Genomic DNA, 14,658 nt, shown 5'->3' on the forward strand with positions numbered 1-14,658 from the left:
CGTTGTGAAACTCCGTTTTTTACACAAAAACCGCGTCGTATTATAAAGTTTTAACCAATAAAAAAACCCGGCCGGGGCCGGGTTGGTGGTTGCTACACTGCGAAATCAGGCATAGGCCATCAGGGTTCGCTGGCAAAGTTGTGAACGGACACAGTCGTCTCTGCCGAAACGCACCACGCCAATCATCTCATCCTCAGTGAAGCGCGCCAGCGCATCAGCAAGGCCAGACGGGACATGAGCAGGCAAGTCACACTGAGTAATATCGCCGTTCACAATGACTGTGACGTTCTCACCCAAGCGGGTAAGGAACATTTTCATCTGTGCAGCAGTGACGTTTTGCGCCTCATCAAGAATCACTACCGCGTTCTCAAAGGTACGTCCACGCATATAGGCAAACGGTGCAATTTCCACCTTACCAATTTCGGGACGCAGGCAATACTGCATAAAGGAAGCACCCAGACGTTTAACCAGAACGTCATAGACCGGCCGGAAATAAGGCGCAAACTTCTCGGAGATATCCCCTGGCAAGAAGCCAAGATCTTCGTCGGCCTGCAAGACCGGTCGTGTAACAATAATCCTGTCGATATCCTTATGTATCAGGGCCTCGGCCGCTTTCGCAGCACTGATCCAGGTTTTCCCGCAGCCCGCTTCACCGGTTGCGAAAATGAGCTGTTTCGTTTCTATGGCGTTGAGATAATGCGCCTGGGCTTCATTACGAGCTTCAATTGGGCTACCGTCGCGCACATCACGCGCCATGCCAATTGAATCCAGTCCTCCCAGTTGCACCAGCGAAGTGACCGATTCTTCCTCACGCTGACGATGACTACGTGAGTCATTACGAAGCACTCTTCTGGCTTCACGACGCGCTTTGATCACTGCTTTCTGTCTTCCCATAGTGGCACCTTACAGTTGGTTTCATTTCCCGCGCAGGCCATCCGCCCGAGCGATTACGTGAACGCTTTAGAGGTTTACTTGGCTTCCTTTTAAGCCGTACAGGAACGTGGAGATAAGTGTGCTGACACAGCAATGTACCGTGTAAGCGCACCGGGTAAAAAGAGAATAGAGTGTAAAATACAACCAAAACAGTGTTGAAATGAGGTCAGAGAAAAAGTCTCTCACCGTTAAAAGCGATGTCTGAAGGGTTACTGCCTGTCCATTTGCGGACCATCTCATGCGCGAACTCCAGTGTGATACATCAACACATTTGCTCAGCCTATGAGTAATAAACTGCACCATATTGCAGGTGCTTTGCAATCACTATTTTTACATTCCAACAACAAAAATGAATTTTAAGCAAAAAGCGGGGTGATAAAGGAATGCGCAGTTCTGCGAATGAAATATAAACGCAACGGTAATCTGTCAGTTTATTACGCCGCCTGTTTTGGCCGCCTTAACCAAAGGCAGGTCAATACTGCGAGCAGATAGAACAAATAAGCAGCAGCTTCGCTCAGGCTGGCGCAAGCCTGCAATCCAAGGCTACCCGCTAATACCGCGGCTAATACAGAATCTTTCGGTATTAGCCGCGTTAAATCGAACACGATATCCTGCCAATATGGCCACCAACCCGCATGGGCGAATGCGCGTACCATGCCAGAGGCAGATCCCGCCGCAATCAGCATTTGCAGGACGTCAGCAACGCGCGTAAAACGCCGTTCAGATAACCAGCCACCGAGCAGATAGAGCACCACGCCGCCCAGTAACGCCAGGGCCAGACCAAAAACCGCTCCCGCTGCCGCCGCGTTACTGCTATTCACAGTAAAGATATAGGTTAAGTAGTGCACCGCCGATAATCCCTCACGCATCACCGCAAGGAAAACAGTAAATAGCAGCGCCAGGCTGAAACCTGTCTGACCGTATTGCGTGGATCTGAGGGTCAAAATCGACAACATCAACATAGCCAACAGTGCAACCGCGCCCTCAAACAGCGCCACATTGTGAGGTGCAAGCGGCTTCTGTGCCGTGTTGGAAAGAATGCCGATACTCAGGCTGCAAACCAGCGCCAGCAGCACCACCGTCCACAGCAGCGGAAACCATTGGGCGTTATCGCTGCGACGAAAATAACTGGCGAACAGACTCACCAGCAATGTGGCTTCCAGCCCTTCGCGCAACAAGGTGAGAAACGGGAGAAACATTCCTTAAATCTCGCAATTAAGAATAAATTAAGCAGAAAGGTAAATAAACGTTAGTTCATCAATGATATCGATTATCATTATCAAAAAAAAGCTGCCGCCCTGTAAGCATCGCGTAATTATTTGCTGTAAGGACAAAAAAACCGCTCCGAAGAGCGGTTTTTCATGCATCAAACCAATATTGGCGTTAACCGATGGTCATCAGGCTGGCATTCCCGCCAGCAGCCGCGGTATTGACGCTCAAAGAACGCTCAATCAACCACCGCTCCAGCAACAGCTCCGTCTCTCCTCGGGCAAAGCCCTGCACAGAGACGATCGCACCCTCACGAGAAGCCACTTGCTCACACAGCGTGCGCAGTTGGTCTGCATCGCCATGATAAACAACCGCATCAAACTCACCCTGTAACGGATGGGTCTGTAGCGTAATCTGCTGCTGTACCGCCGCAGGCAACTGACTGAACAGCGTACGATGCAGGCTGTCATCTTCCCACAGCGCCTTCGTGCCGACACTGGTGATCCCCGCTAGCTGGATCAGCGCATCCTGCTCGTTGTCCGCCAGCGCCAGCACCCGTTCACGCGGCAGCAAGCTGAAGGTGTTACGTTCACCGGTTGGACCTGGCAGCAAACGCACCGTGCCCGACTGCGCCAGTTCAGCGTAGTGCTGGCATAGCGCGGCCAGTGCGCTATGGCCTTTCGCGCTGGCCCAGTCGCTTAACGCCTGATGGGCGGCTAACAACGTTGGGCGCAGTGTGCTGTCAACCGGGCGCTCAGCATCCTGACGATCAAAGGTTTTACGCAATCCCTGCTCCGGGCGGCTTGCCAACAGACGGTACAGATACAGCGGACCACCCGCTTTCGGTCCGGTGCCGGAAAGCCCTTCGCCACCAAAGGGTTGTACGCCAACCACCGCACCCACCATGTTACGGTTAACGTAGAGATTACCGACTTTAGCGCCCGCCACCACTTGCGCAATGGTCTCATCAATACGGGTATGCACGCCCAGCGTCAGGCCATATCCGGAATGATTGATGTGTTCGAGGATCTGCGGCAGTGCGTTACGACCAAAGCGCACCACATGCAGCACCGGACCAAACACTTCACGATCCAGATCGCCTACCTGATCCAGCTCAATCAGGGTTGGCTTGATAAAGGTGCCGGTTTGCCATTCACGGCTGTCTTCCGGCACATCCTGCACGGCCTGATAGACCTTGAAGCCTTTGTTACGCATCCCCTGGATGTGGCGTTCGATATTCTCCTTCGCCTCACTGTCGATCACCGGACCAATATCGGTTGAGAGACGCTCCGGGTTCCCCATACGGCACTCGGCCATGGCACCGCGCAGCATTTTCAGCGTGTGATCGGCCACATCTTCCTGAATACACAGCAGACGCAGCGCAGAACAACGCTGACCGGCACTGTCAAATGCGGAAGCGACAATATCCACCACCACTTGTTCTGTCAGCGCTGAGGAGTCAACGATCATGGCATTCATTCCCCCGGTTTCGGCAATCAGTGGGGTTGGTCGCCCCTGGGGATCGAGACGTCCCGCCAGATTGCGTTGCAGCAACGTAGCTACGGCCGTAGACCCCGTAAACATCACGCCGCGCACGCGCTCATCACCCGTCAGCTGCGCCCCCACTGTCTCACCCAAACCTGGTAACAGTTGCAGTACACCTGCCGGCACACCCGCTTCCAGCAGGATCTGTACCGCCTGCGCAGCAATCAGTGGCGTTTGTTCTGCCGGTTTTGCCAGCACGCTGTTGCCTGCCGCCAGCGCAGCGGCTATCTGACCGGTAAAGATGGCCAATGGGAAGTTCCACGGGCTGATGCACACGACCGGGCCTAACGGACGATGGGTATCGTTATCAAAATCATCACGCACCATGCCCGCATAGTAGTAAAGGAAGTCGACCGCTTCACGCACCTCAGCGATGGCGTTGTTGTAGGTCTTACCGGCTTCGCGCACCAGAATACCGATTAACTGCTGAATTTGACCTTCCATTAACTGGGCGGCGCGTTCGAGGATCGCGGCACGTTCCTGCGGCGGCGTTGCAAACCAGATTGGACCGGCATTCACTGCCGCATCCAGCGCCAGAGACACTTCCTCTGCGCTAGCCTCACGCACATACCCGACGATATCCCCCGGTGCCGCTGGGTTGGTCAGCGCCCGGCTGTCACCCGCTTGCAGTTCAGCATCGATCATCGGCTGTGCTTGCCACGGTTGTGCCGCGCTGTTCAGTACTGCACTGGAGAGCGAAGCCAGACGATGCTCGTTCGCCATATCGATACCGCTGGAGTTAACACGTTTCTCACCGTAAAGGTCGCGCGGTAACGGGATCTTCGGATGGGGTAAGCCAACGGCGCCTTCATTCTGCGCCAGTTTTTCCACTTCAGAGACCGGATCGGCCACCAGATCTTCCAGCGGCAGTGAGGTATCGGCAATGCGGTTAACAAACGAGGTGTTCGCGCCATTCTCCAGCAGGCGTCGCACCAGGTAAGCCAGCAGGGTTTCGTGCGTTCCCACAGGTGCATAGATGCGGCAAGGACGGTTGAGCTTGCCATCGGCCACTTTGCCTACCACCTGCTCATACAGCGGTTCACCCATGCCGTGCAGGCACTGGAACTCATACTGACCAGGATAGTAGTTATTCCCCGCCAGTTGGTAGATCGTCGCCAGGGTGTGGGCGTTATGGGTCGCGAATTGTGGGTAGATCAGGTTTGGCACGGCCAGCAACTTACGCGCGCAGGCCAGATAAGAGATGTCGGTGTAGACCTTACGGGTATAAACCGGGTAGCCCTCAAGGCCTTCCACCTGAGCACGTTTGATTTCGCTATCCCAATAGGCCCCCTTCACCAGGCGGATCATCAGGCGACGGCGGCTACGCTGTGCCAGATCGATCAGGTAATCAATCACCATTGGGCAGCGTTTCATGTAGGCCTGGATAACAAAGCCGATGCCGTTCCAGCCTTCCAGCTCAGGCTCGAAGCAAAGTTTCTCCAGCAGGTCGAGGGACAGCTCAAGGCGATCTGCCTCTTCAGCATCAATATTGATACCAATGTCATAACTGCGGGCCAGCAGGGTCAGGGATTTGAGGATCGGATACAGCTCTTCCATGACGCGTTCATACTGCGCACGGCTGTAACGCGGATGCAGTGCCGAAAGCTTGATTGAGATCCCCGGCCCTTCATAAATGCCACGCCCGTTAGACGCCTTACCAATGGCATGGATCGCCTGCTGGTAAGAGAGCAGATAGGCTTTCGCATCGCTGGCGGTGAGCGCCGCTTCCCCCAGCATGTCATAAGAGTAACGGAAGCCTTTATCTTCCAGCTTGCGCGCATTTGCCAGCGCCTGAGCGATGGTTTCTCCGGTTACAAACTGCTCGCCCATCAGGCGCATCGCCATATCCACACCTTTGCGGATCAGCGGTTCACCGCTTTTGCCGATGATACGATTCAGAGAGCGTGAGAGGTTGGCTTCATTGTGGGTCGATACCAGGCGCCCGGTGAACAGCAAGCCCCAGGTCGCCGCATTGACGAACAGGGATGGGCTACGCCCAAGGTGTGATTGCCAGTTACCGTTGCTGATTTTGTCGCGAATCAGCGCATCACGCGTCGGCTTATCGGGAATACGCAACAGCGCTTCCGCCAGGCACATCAACGCCACACCTTCCTGCGAGGAAAGCGAGAACTCTTGCAGCAAACTTTGCACCATGCCGGCGCGTCCCGTTGCACCCTTTTGGTGCCGCAGCTTGTCTGCCAGTTGATAGGCTAACTGGTAGGTTTTCTCCGCCTGAGCCTTTGGCAACCGCGCCTGTTCCAGCAGCATTGGCACCGCTTCTGTCTCGGGGCGACGCCAGGCGGCAGTGATGGCCGCACGTGCCACGGTCTGTGGCAGAATTTGTTCAGCAAACGACAAGAAGGGCTGATGCACTTCTTCAGGAACGCCCTCTTCAGCGTCACCTGCCAGCGCCTGTAACGGAATCTCCGGCAGGCTATCACTGGCTTCCAGCTGGCCAAGATAGTTAAAAATCGCCTGTTTGATCAGCCAGTGTGGTGTGCGATCAATGCGCTGTGCTGCCTGTTTAATACGCTCGCGGGTGGCTTCATCCAGCTTTACCCCCATGGTGGTCGTGCCCATGACTTTTCAGCTCCTTAATGTCGTTATAACGGCCTGGGCAGCAATATCACTTATGTTGCAACTTTGTGCAACCCAGATAATTACAGGTGTGAACCAGACCGCTAAACGGTGAAATATTTACCAGATTCAGAGACGGCACGGTTATTGCTGCAAAATCCCCGCCAACTTTCACACCCAGTTACAGAGCGGTCTTAGGGTTATAAAACCAAGCGCAACCCCGGAAGTGTGACCTGGTGCAACCTATGAGCATTAATTTATTTTGAAAGAGTGAAATCACAGTAACTGCTGTGTTAAATCCATTGTGCTGAATTCGCCTTTACGGCAGGATACCGCGCCTCAGTGGAAGGCCCGGCCTACGCCTGTGTGAAGAAAATTATTCACTGTCGCCTCGTTCCGGCGCAGCAGCACAACGCGATTTCACTGTGGAAATGACAACAAAAAGTGGAGAGACTGATGAATGTAAGTACCCCCTTGCTGGTGACCTTTGTGGTCTACATCCTTGGCATGGTGCTGATTGGCTTAATTGCTTACCGCTCAACCAAAAACTTTGACGACTACATCCTGGGTGGCCGCAGTTTGGGCAGCGTAGTCACCGCACTTTCAGCAGGTGCTTCCGATATGAGCGGCTGGCTGCTGATGGGCTTGCCTGGGGCCATTTTCCTCTCTGGTATCTCGGAAAGCTGGATTGCCATCGGCCTGACCATCGGTGCATGGCTGAACTGGAAAATTGTTGCCGGACGCCTGCGCGTGCAAACCGAGCACCACAATAATGCCCTTACCTTGCCAGACTTTTTCACCAGCCGTTTTGAAGACCATAACAAAATTCTGCGCGTCATCTCCGCAGTCATTATCCTGATCTTCTTCACCATCTACTGTGCCTCAGGCGTGGTAGCGGGCGCACGTCTGTTTGAAAGCACCTTCGGCATGAGCTACGAAACCGCCATCTGGGCCGGTGCCGCAGCCACGATCCTATACACCCTGATCGGCGGTTTCCTGGCGATCAGCTGGACCGATACCGTGCAGGCCAGCCTGATGATTTTCGCCTTGATTCTGACGCCAGTGATGGTGATTGTGGCCGTTGGCGGCCTGTCAGATTCAATGGCCGTCATTGAAGCCAAGAGCCTGGAAAACCTCGATATGCTGAAAGGCCTGAACTTTGTCGCGGTGGTCTCGCTGCTGGGCTGGGGTCTGGGTTACTTTGGTCAGCCACACATTCTGGCGCGCTTTATGGCTGCGGATTCGCACCACTCCATCCGCACTGCCAGCCGTATCGGCATGACGTGGATGATCCTGTGCCTCGCGGGTGCCGTGGCAGTAGGCTTCTTCGGTATCGCCTACTTTGAGAATCACCCGGATCAGGCGGCGGGCGTGAGCCAGAACGGCGAGCGTATCTTCATTGAACTGGCGCGTATTCTGTTCAACCCGTGGATTGCCGGCATCCTGCTTTCCGCGATTCTGGCCGCCGTCATGTCAACCCTGAGCTGCCAGCTGTTGGTGTGCTCAAGTGCCCTGACCGAAGACCTGTATAAAGGCTTCCTGCGTAAAAATGCCAGCCAGAAAGAGCTGGTGTGGGTAGGTCGTCTGATGGTGTTGCTGGTCGCACTGATTGCGATTGCGCTGGCATCTAACCCGGATAACCGCGTGCTGGGTCTGGTGAGCTACGCCTGGGCAGGCTTCGGTGCCGCATTTGGTCCGGTAATCCTGTTTGGCGTGTGCTGGAAACGCATGACGCGCAACGGTGCGCTGGCAGGTATGGTGATTGGTGCAGCCACCGTGCTGGTCTGGAAACAGTACGCATGGCTGGGCCTGTACGAAATCATCCCTGGCTTCCTGTTTGCCAGCATCGCGATTGTAGCGATCAGCCTGATGGGTCGCGAACCTTCAGATGAAGCACAAGCCCGCTTTGCCGCTGCAGAAGCAGAGTACAACACCCGTTAATGCAAAAAGCCCCGCCCGTTTGCTGTAACGGGCGGGGCTTCTCTCTCTGTTATTTCACTTAGCTTTTTGCCAGCTTATCCGCCACATCCTGCCAGACAAACGGCACTAAATCGCTGTAACGCAATTGACGCTGTGCTAACTGCGCCGGTAGCTCGCCTTGTAATTCACTGGTTGCCTGACTCATCACTCCGCTCAACCCGACATCCTGCAACGTTTTCACCACTTCCTGCATCTCTTCTGAACGGCGCACGCCATGTTCCGCGACGCGGCTAATCAAATAGTGTGGCAGTTGGTCGTCCCAGCCTAAAGAGGGAAAGCTGGCGTGCAGGGAGTTCAGTACCGGGGCTTCAACGCCATACAGACGCGCGGCGCGCAGGCACTCGGTGGTCAGGGCTTCAAGGCCTTTGATCATCACACTGCGACACATCTTGATGGCAGAGACTTCCCCCACCTGAGCGCTGGCCGCACGGGCGTTGCAACCCAACTCAGTCAGGCGAAGTGCAACCCGCTCAGCCTGAGTCCCCCCGATCAACAGCGGTGTCGCCAGCCGCTTCGGCGGCACCGGAGCCATCACCGCCACGTCGAGATAATCCCCGGCCCCGCCTGCCACAACCTGGGCCGAACGGCGCTTGGTTTCCGGGGCCACGGAGTTGAAATCCAACAGGATTTGCCCAGGTTGTAACAACGGAGCCAGCTCCTGAGCCACCTCTGCGGCACTGCCTGCGGTGACTAATGACAGCACCCACTTAACCCCCTGTACGGCTTCAGCCGCACTGCGAGCCGGTGTTACGTTCAGTTCTTCAGCACGCTGGCGCATCGCCTCGCCTTCAGCACTGAGCAGCTTTTTATCCCAGATTCGCACGCCAGCGGCGGCGAGATCGGCAGCATAAACACTGCCCGCCTCACCAAATCCAATAATGGCAATTTCAGCCATAACGCCTCCTTAATGGCCCTGCCAGAGCGATCCCGGCACGGCAACGCGACCGTCAAACAGCAAGCGCGCGGTACGAATGAGCCCGCTGTTAATCACTTGTCCTGCGGCATCCCGCTGCAACATCACACTGAACTCCCCGCTGGGATGTTCCACCGCCAACTGCTGATTCAGCGCGCTACTCACCTGCGCAACGCCAGCGGTAATACTGCCGTCGATCAAACAGGCAGTGGCGACACTCACCGCGCCCAGTACGCCAATCGATGCATGGCAGCGGTGAGGAATAAAGGTGCGCGTGGTCAGCGCGCCTCCCTGCTGAGGTGCGGCCACCAGGGTCATTTTTGGCACCGTGCGCTGAGCAACATCACCCAGCTGCATTTTTGGCCCCGCCTGCAAGCGAATGGATTCCAGCCGCGCCTTCAGTTCCGCGTCATTATCTAACTGTTCGCGACTTTCTAATCCACTGCGGCCCAGATCGGCGGCACGAATCAGCACCACCGGCATACCGTTATCGATACAGGTCACTTCTATGCCATCAAAGGTGTCACGCGGCTGCCCGGTGGGCAGTAACGCGCCACAGCTTGAACCCGCAATATCCTGGAAGTTGAGGATCTGCTGAGCGGCATAGCCCGGCACGCCGTCAATGCGCGTATCACCTTCATACTCGACGCTACCTTCAGGTGTTGCAATTTCCGCTTCGGCAACCTGCCCGGTATTCACCATGAAAATACGTACGCGCGTGCGATCGCCCTGCGCGGCAACCAGCCCTTTTTCGATTGCAAACGGGCCCACCGCCGCCAGCACATTACCGCAGTTCTGGCCATAATCGACCACGGCTTTATCTACGTTGACCTGGGCAAACAGGTAATCAACATCAGCATCACTGCGCGTGGAAGGGCTAACGATCGCCACTTTACTGGTCAGCGGATCTGCGCCGCCCAGGCCGTCAATTTGGCGTTTGTCGGGCGAACCCATCACCGCCAACAGCACCCGATCGCGCAGTGCGGCGTCTGCGGGCAGATCGCTCGCCAGGAAGCAGGCGGCTTTCGAGGTACCGCCGCGCATCATTACACAGGGGATCAGCGTCTGTTTCATGCGTCGTTCTGCAATTGTTCAACGGTATCGAAGTAGCGCAGGCCCTTTTCTGCCAGCGTGCCACGCATCTGGTAGATATCCAGCCCCAGCTCACCGGCTGCCAGGCGCTGACGTTTACCCTCTTCCGCATCCACACGTTTCTGCGCGGCCAGGCTAACCTGCTGTGCCTGCTCACGCGGCACAATCACCACGCCATCATCATCGGCAATCACCACATCGCCTGGCGTCACCAGTTGGCCGGCGCACACCACGGGCACATTGACTGACCCCAGCGTGGCTTTCACCGTCCCCTGCGCATACACCGCACGCGACCAGACCGGGAAGTTCATTTCACGCAATGTCTGGCTGTCGCGGATACCGATATCACCCACCAGGCCTACCACACCACGCGCCTGGAGTGACGTCGCTAACAGGTCGCCAAAGAAACCATCGTGACATTCAGAGGTCGGTGCAACCACCAGCACATCACCGGGCTGGCACTGCTCCACGGCGACGTGGAACATCCAGTTATCCCCTGGCGAGACCAGCACGGTGACCGCGCTGCCCGCAATGGCGCGGTTTTGCTGTACCGGGCGTACCCGCACGTCCAGTAATCCCTGACGCTGCTGCGCTTCATGCACTGTCGCTACACCGTAGCGGGCAAAATCGGCCATCAGGCTTTGGTCGGCGCGCGCAATATTACGCACCACAACCCCTTTTTTTCCTGGCAGGCTCATGACAGATTCTCCGTTACGCGTGGGAACAGACTCTGGTAGCCTTCACCGTGGGTGATGTCGCGCCCGCTGGTGATACCGATGTTGCGCTTCGCCTGAACACCGCGCTGTAACGCGACGCGGGTGTAGTACTCCCACAGGTGTTCTTGTCCCGCCATACACTGGATCGCGGCGTACTTCTTATCCCACACCGAAGTGATATCCAGCAGCACATCGGGCTTCCAGTTGCACTGCTCTGGCTGATGCGGCTCAAAGCTGTAAACCGGCGGCGCGCCAACAATGGTTTCACCTGGGCGATAGCCTTCTGCCTGTGCGATGATGCGCGCTTCCTGCGCCAGATTTGCCGCCAGCGGATGATCGTAGTTGTACGGGTCAGCAACGGAGTGCGTCAGTACAAAGTGCGGTTGCACCTTACGGTAGACATCCGCCAGACGGAACAGTGTCTCTTTGTCTGCACGCAGCGGATAATCGCCTAAGTCGAAGAACTCAATACTGGCTCCGAGGATCTCCGCTGCCGCTTCCGCTTCTGCACGACGATGCTGTTTTACCAGCGCCTCAGTCATATTCCCTTTACGCCACAGTTTGGCCGACTCACCGCGCTCACCAAACGAGAGACACACCACATGGACGTCATAACCCTGTGCCGCATGCAGCGCGATAGAACCGCCCGCACGCCAGACGAAATCTGCTGAGTGAGCGCTAACCACAAGGGCACTTTTCTTGGTGTTGTTTTCCATTTTTCATTCCCGCATTGACTGTTTTTTTCATCCTGACACGCGGCATCAGGGGCGGGATAATGCCTTTCATTGCGCAGGCTATGATTTTTATTTATGTTGTGATCACGCTCTCTTGTACATCCTGCACAGACATGAAAAAGAAATCAGAAGATAAAATAATTAAAATCATGCAAATACGTGCTTTTTGCATGATAGCCGACCGGGGAACCGTGTCTGAAGCTGCGGAGAATTTATTTCGCACCCAGTCAGCCATCACCCGTTCGATACGTGATCTGGAACACAATCTGGCGGTGCCGCTGTTCGAACGCCAGGCCAGCGGGATGTTATTAACCGAGCTGGGGAAGGCGATTTTACCCCGCGCCCAGCGTGCCATTGCCGAACTGCATCAGGTGCCAGCGCTGCTCAGTCGGCTAAAACAGGACCGCCGCGATGAGGCCGAACCGGTGTGGCTGTTTAACCTGCGACGCTTGCAGATTTTTCTCGCCTTATGCCGTCTGCACCACACGCAAAGCGTCGCCAGCTCGCTGGGTATCAGCCAACCGGCAGTCAGCGCCGCGCTGAAAGTGCTGGAGAAAGGGGCCGGGATGGTGCTGTTTCGCCGTACGCCAAAGGGCATGATGCCCACCGCTGCCGGACGCGAGATGGCCCCGGTGATCAGCCGCGCACTGAATGAGATCCGCCATATTCCCGACGAGCTGGCTGCGCGCCAGGGGATTCTTACCGGAACGGTGAATATTGGCGCGCTACCGCTCAGCCGCAGCCGCCTGCTGCCGCTAGCCATCGCCCGGCTGATTGCACGTCATCCCGGTATTCATATCGTCACCAATGAGAGTGCTTTCAGCACGCTGATCACCGAACTGCGGGCCGGAGAGGTTGATTTTATTCTTGGCGCACTCCGCCATGATGAGGCCATTCTCGATATTCATAATCAGACGCTGTTCGACGAGGAGTTGATCCTGCTGGTGCGCCAGAATCACCCGCTCTGTAGCAAACCGCCAGGCGCCAGCGCATTAAGCCAGGTACAGTGGATCTTGCCGCGCAGCAACTCGCCCGCCCGCCATCTGTTGGACGGCGCATTTCAGCAGGCCGGAATGGATGCCCCAACGCCCGTGGTTGAAAGCGGCGATCTCGCCATCGTACGTGGACTGCTACTGAATTCGGATATGGTGGCGGCGGTTTCCTCACAGCAGCTGGATTTTGAAGTGAAAGCGGGTGTCCTGCGCCAGCTCTCTTTGAAGCTGCCTGACACCCGCCGGGAGATCGGGCTAACCTTCCGTCAGGGAGCGCTGCACTCCCCGGCAACCACCGCCCTGCTGACCTGCATCCATGAAGTCGTTGCCGATGGTTTTAAATGAAACGCATAGATCTCTAAAAAAAAGTTTAACCACAAGCCCGTAATTCGGGCTTTCCAGATAGCTGCACACTGTTAAATCCATCACAGTATAAACCCAACTCATACCTCTAAAAGCCTTTTGCGACTGACACCACGCGGCGCTCGCGCTTAACGTGGGGACTGAAATTTTCTCTCATCACAACAATAACTGCCCTCAGCGGCACCACAGAGAGCGTCCCTATGAAGCGTAATAACCTGATCAATGTGAAGTCGTGGATCGACGATCACCCTATCTCCCCCTTCCAGTGGCGCGTGCTGATTCTGTGCCTGGTGATCATTATGTTCGACGGCTACGATGCCGCCGTCATGGGCTTTATCGCCCCGGCCCTGATTGAGGGCTGGGGCATCAGCAAAGCGGCGATGGGCCCGATCCTCGGTGCCGCCATGTTTGGTGTCGCACTGGGTGCACTGATTGCCGGGCCACTCTCAGACCGCTTTGGCCGTAAACGCACCATTCTTTACTCCGTGCTGGTGTTCGCCGCCTTTAGCCTGGTGTGCGCGCTGGCACGTTCTCCGGTGGAGATGGCGCTGTTGCGCTTTATTGCCGGATTGGGATTGGGTGCGGTGATGCCGAACTGCGTAACCTTGATCTCCGAATACATGCCAGAACGGCGCAAAGGATTCATGATCACCCTGATGTTTAGCGGTTTTAATATTGGCTCTGGCCTCGGCGGATTTATTGCTGCCGCCCTGCTCAACCACTATAACTGGCAAGCAGTGCTGATTTTTGGTGGCACAATCCCGCTTATTTTGCTGCCGGTATTGTTCTGGCTACTGCCTGAATCGGTACTGAATCTGGTGGTGCGTAAAGCCCCGCGTGAACGCATTGCCGCGTTGCTGAACCGTATGGGGGGACACTTCCAACCCGATGATGCCTTTATCCTGAATTCCCCGGAAGTAAAACGCCGTGGCACCATTGGCGAGCTGTTCCGTCACGGCTTTGCCCGTGGCACTGTGATCCTGTGGCTGACCTATTTTATGGGCCTGTTCGTGATTTACCTGCTGAATGGCTGGTTGCCGACCATTATGCGTTCTGGCGGTATCTCCCTTGAACAAGCGGCGATCATTGCCGGTTTATTCCAGTTAGGTGGTCCGGTGGGCGGCATTATTGTCGGTGCCTTGATGGATAAAATGCGTCCGCGCTATGTCATGGCGGTGGTCTATTTTATCGGCTGTCTGTGCCTGATAATGCAAGGGGTGTTTGGCTTCAGCGGGACAACGTTAGGCGTGCTGATTTTCTTCACCGGCATGTGCATTAACGGCGCGCAAAATGGTTTGCAGGTGTATGCACCGGCCTTCTATCCCACGGAAATTCGTGCCACCGGGGTAAGTTGGATGCACGGTATTGGCCGCATTGGCGCCATCCTCAGCTCTTCTATGGGGGGTATTTTGATGGGCGCGTTTCCGGCGGAAGGGGCCATCTTCTTCGTACTGGCGCTGCCTGCGTTACTTGCTGCGGTCAGCATTACCCTGCACCGCAACGTAGCATTAGCGCTGAAGGTGAAAGGCGCGGGCCTGGCCGAAGTGCCGGCACTCTCTCAGAGTATGAATCCACGCCCTTAACCCTGGGGACTCTGGCCTCTG

General features: G+C 56.0%; 10 protein-coding genes. 3 read left to right on the forward strand and 7 right to left on the reverse strand.

The genetic code is table 11. The features are described from left to right. Positions 1-105: 105 nt before the first annotated feature. From phoH to putA, 3 genes are all read right to left on the reverse strand, one after another. Positions 106-894 (reverse strand): phosphate starvation-inducible protein PhoH, encoded by a 789-nt coding sequence (phoH, locus tag B880_RS0106480; RefSeq protein WP_017346572.1) that lies wholly within the window; start codon positions 892-894, stop codon positions 106-108. A 473-nt stretch (positions 895-1,367) separates the two neighbouring features. After that, positions 1,368-2,132, reverse strand: coding sequence for an FTR1 family protein (locus B880_RS24790; protein WP_017346573.1), 765 nt, complete (start codon positions 2,130-2,132; stop codon positions 1,368-1,370). A 184-nt stretch (positions 2,133-2,316) separates the two neighbouring features. Beyond that, complete coding sequence (gene putA, locus B880_RS0106490) at positions 2,317-6,267, reverse strand: trifunctional transcriptional regulator/proline dehydrogenase/L-glutamate gamma-semialdehyde dehydrogenase (RefSeq protein ID WP_017346574.1); 3,951 nt, start codon at positions 6,265-6,267, stop codon at positions 2,317-2,319. Positions 6,268-6,720: 453 nt separating this feature from the next. On the opposite strand from putA, the gene putP reads away from it, so the two are divergent. Then, positions 6,721-8,205, forward strand: coding sequence for a sodium/proline symporter PutP (putP, locus tag B880_RS0106500; protein ID WP_017346576.1), 1,485 nt, complete (start codon positions 6,721-6,723; stop codon positions 8,203-8,205). Between the two features lie 58 nt (positions 8,206-8,263). Here putP and B880_RS0106505 read toward each other — a convergent pair whose 3' ends face one another. The 4 genes from B880_RS0106505 to galB are packed head-to-tail and all read right to left on the reverse strand — an operon-like array spanning position 8,264 to position 11,681. Then, positions 8,264-9,139, reverse strand: coding sequence for an NAD(P)-dependent oxidoreductase (locus B880_RS0106505; RefSeq protein ID WP_017346577.1), 876 nt, complete (start codon positions 9,137-9,139; stop codon positions 8,264-8,266). 9 nt (positions 9,140-9,148) lie between these two features. Continuing rightward, positions 9,149-10,231, reverse strand: coding sequence for a 4-oxalomesaconate tautomerase (locus B880_RS0106510; protein ID WP_017346578.1), 1,083 nt, complete (start codon positions 10,229-10,231; stop codon positions 9,149-9,151). Next, positions 10,228-10,947 carry a 4-carboxy-4-hydroxy-2-oxoadipate aldolase/oxaloacetate decarboxylase gene (locus tag B880_RS0106515; protein WP_017346579.1) on the reverse strand — a complete coding sequence of 240 codons (720 nt, stop codon included), beginning with the start codon at positions 10,945-10,947 and terminating at the stop codon, positions 10,228-10,230. Before B880_RS0106515 ends, B880_RS0106510 begins: the two co-directional genes overlap by 4 nt. After that, positions 10,944-11,681 (reverse strand): 4-oxalmesaconate hydratase, encoded by a 738-nt coding sequence (galB, locus tag B880_RS0106520; protein ID WP_017346580.1) that lies wholly within the window; start codon positions 11,679-11,681, stop codon positions 10,944-10,946. Before galB ends, B880_RS0106515 begins: the two co-directional genes overlap by 4 nt. Positions 11,682-11,812: 131 nt before the next feature. On the opposite strand from galB, the gene B880_RS0106525 reads away from it, so the two are divergent. Together B880_RS0106525 and B880_RS0106530 are read left to right on the forward strand one after the other, a co-directional pair. Next, a complete protein-coding gene (locus B880_RS0106525) occupies positions 11,813-13,036 on the forward strand; it encodes a LysR family transcriptional regulator (RefSeq protein ID WP_026042459.1) in 1,224 nt (407 codons plus the stop codon). Positions 13,037-13,254: 218 nt separating this feature from the next. After that, positions 13,255-14,637, forward strand: coding sequence for an MFS transporter (locus B880_RS0106530; RefSeq protein WP_017346582.1), 1,383 nt, complete (start codon positions 13,255-13,257; stop codon positions 14,635-14,637). Positions 14,638-14,658: the final 21 nt, after the last annotated feature.

The sequence above is a fragment of the Pantoea sp. A4 genome, from assembly GCF_000295955.2.
Taxonomy (GTDB): Bacteria; Pseudomonadota; Gammaproteobacteria; order Enterobacterales; family Enterobacteriaceae; genus Pantoea; species Pantoea multigeneris.

Excerpts from the sequence above, each read along its gene's own strand:
- putP (WP_017346576.1), top strand. The coding sequence starts at position 6,721 with ATGAATGTAAGTACCCCCTTGCTGGTGACCTTTGTGGTCTACATCCTT.
- B880_RS24790 (WP_017346573.1), bottom strand. The coding sequence starts at position 2,132 with ATGTTTCTCCCGTTTCTCACCTTGTTGCGCGAAGGGCTGGAAGCCACA.
- B880_RS0106530 (WP_017346582.1), top strand. The coding sequence starts at position 13,255 with ATGAAGCGTAATAACCTGATCAATGTGAAGTCGTGGATCGACGATCAC.
- galB (WP_017346580.1), bottom strand. The coding sequence starts at position 11,681 with ATGGAAAACAACACCAAGAAAAGTGCCCTTGTGGTTAGCGCTCACTCA.
- B880_RS0106525 (WP_026042459.1), top strand. The coding sequence starts at position 11,813 with ATGAAAAAGAAATCAGAAGATAAAATAATTAAAATCATGCAAATACGT.
- phoH (WP_017346572.1), bottom strand. The coding sequence starts at position 894 with ATGGGAAGACAGAAAGCAGTGATCAAAGCGCGTCGTGAAGCCAGAAGA.
- B880_RS0106505 (WP_017346577.1), bottom strand. The coding sequence starts at position 9,139 with ATGGCTGAAATTGCCATTATTGGATTTGGTGAGGCGGGCAGTGTTTAT.
- B880_RS0106510 (WP_017346578.1), bottom strand. The coding sequence starts at position 10,231 with ATGAAACAGACGCTGATCCCCTGTGTAATGATGCGCGGCGGTACCTCG.
- putA (WP_017346574.1), bottom strand. The coding sequence starts at position 6,267 with ATGGGCACGACCACCATGGGGGTAAAGCTGGATGAAGCCACCCGCGAG.
- B880_RS0106515 (WP_017346579.1), bottom strand. The coding sequence starts at position 10,947 with ATGAGCCTGCCAGGAAAAAAAGGGGTTGTGGTGCGTAATATTGCGCGC.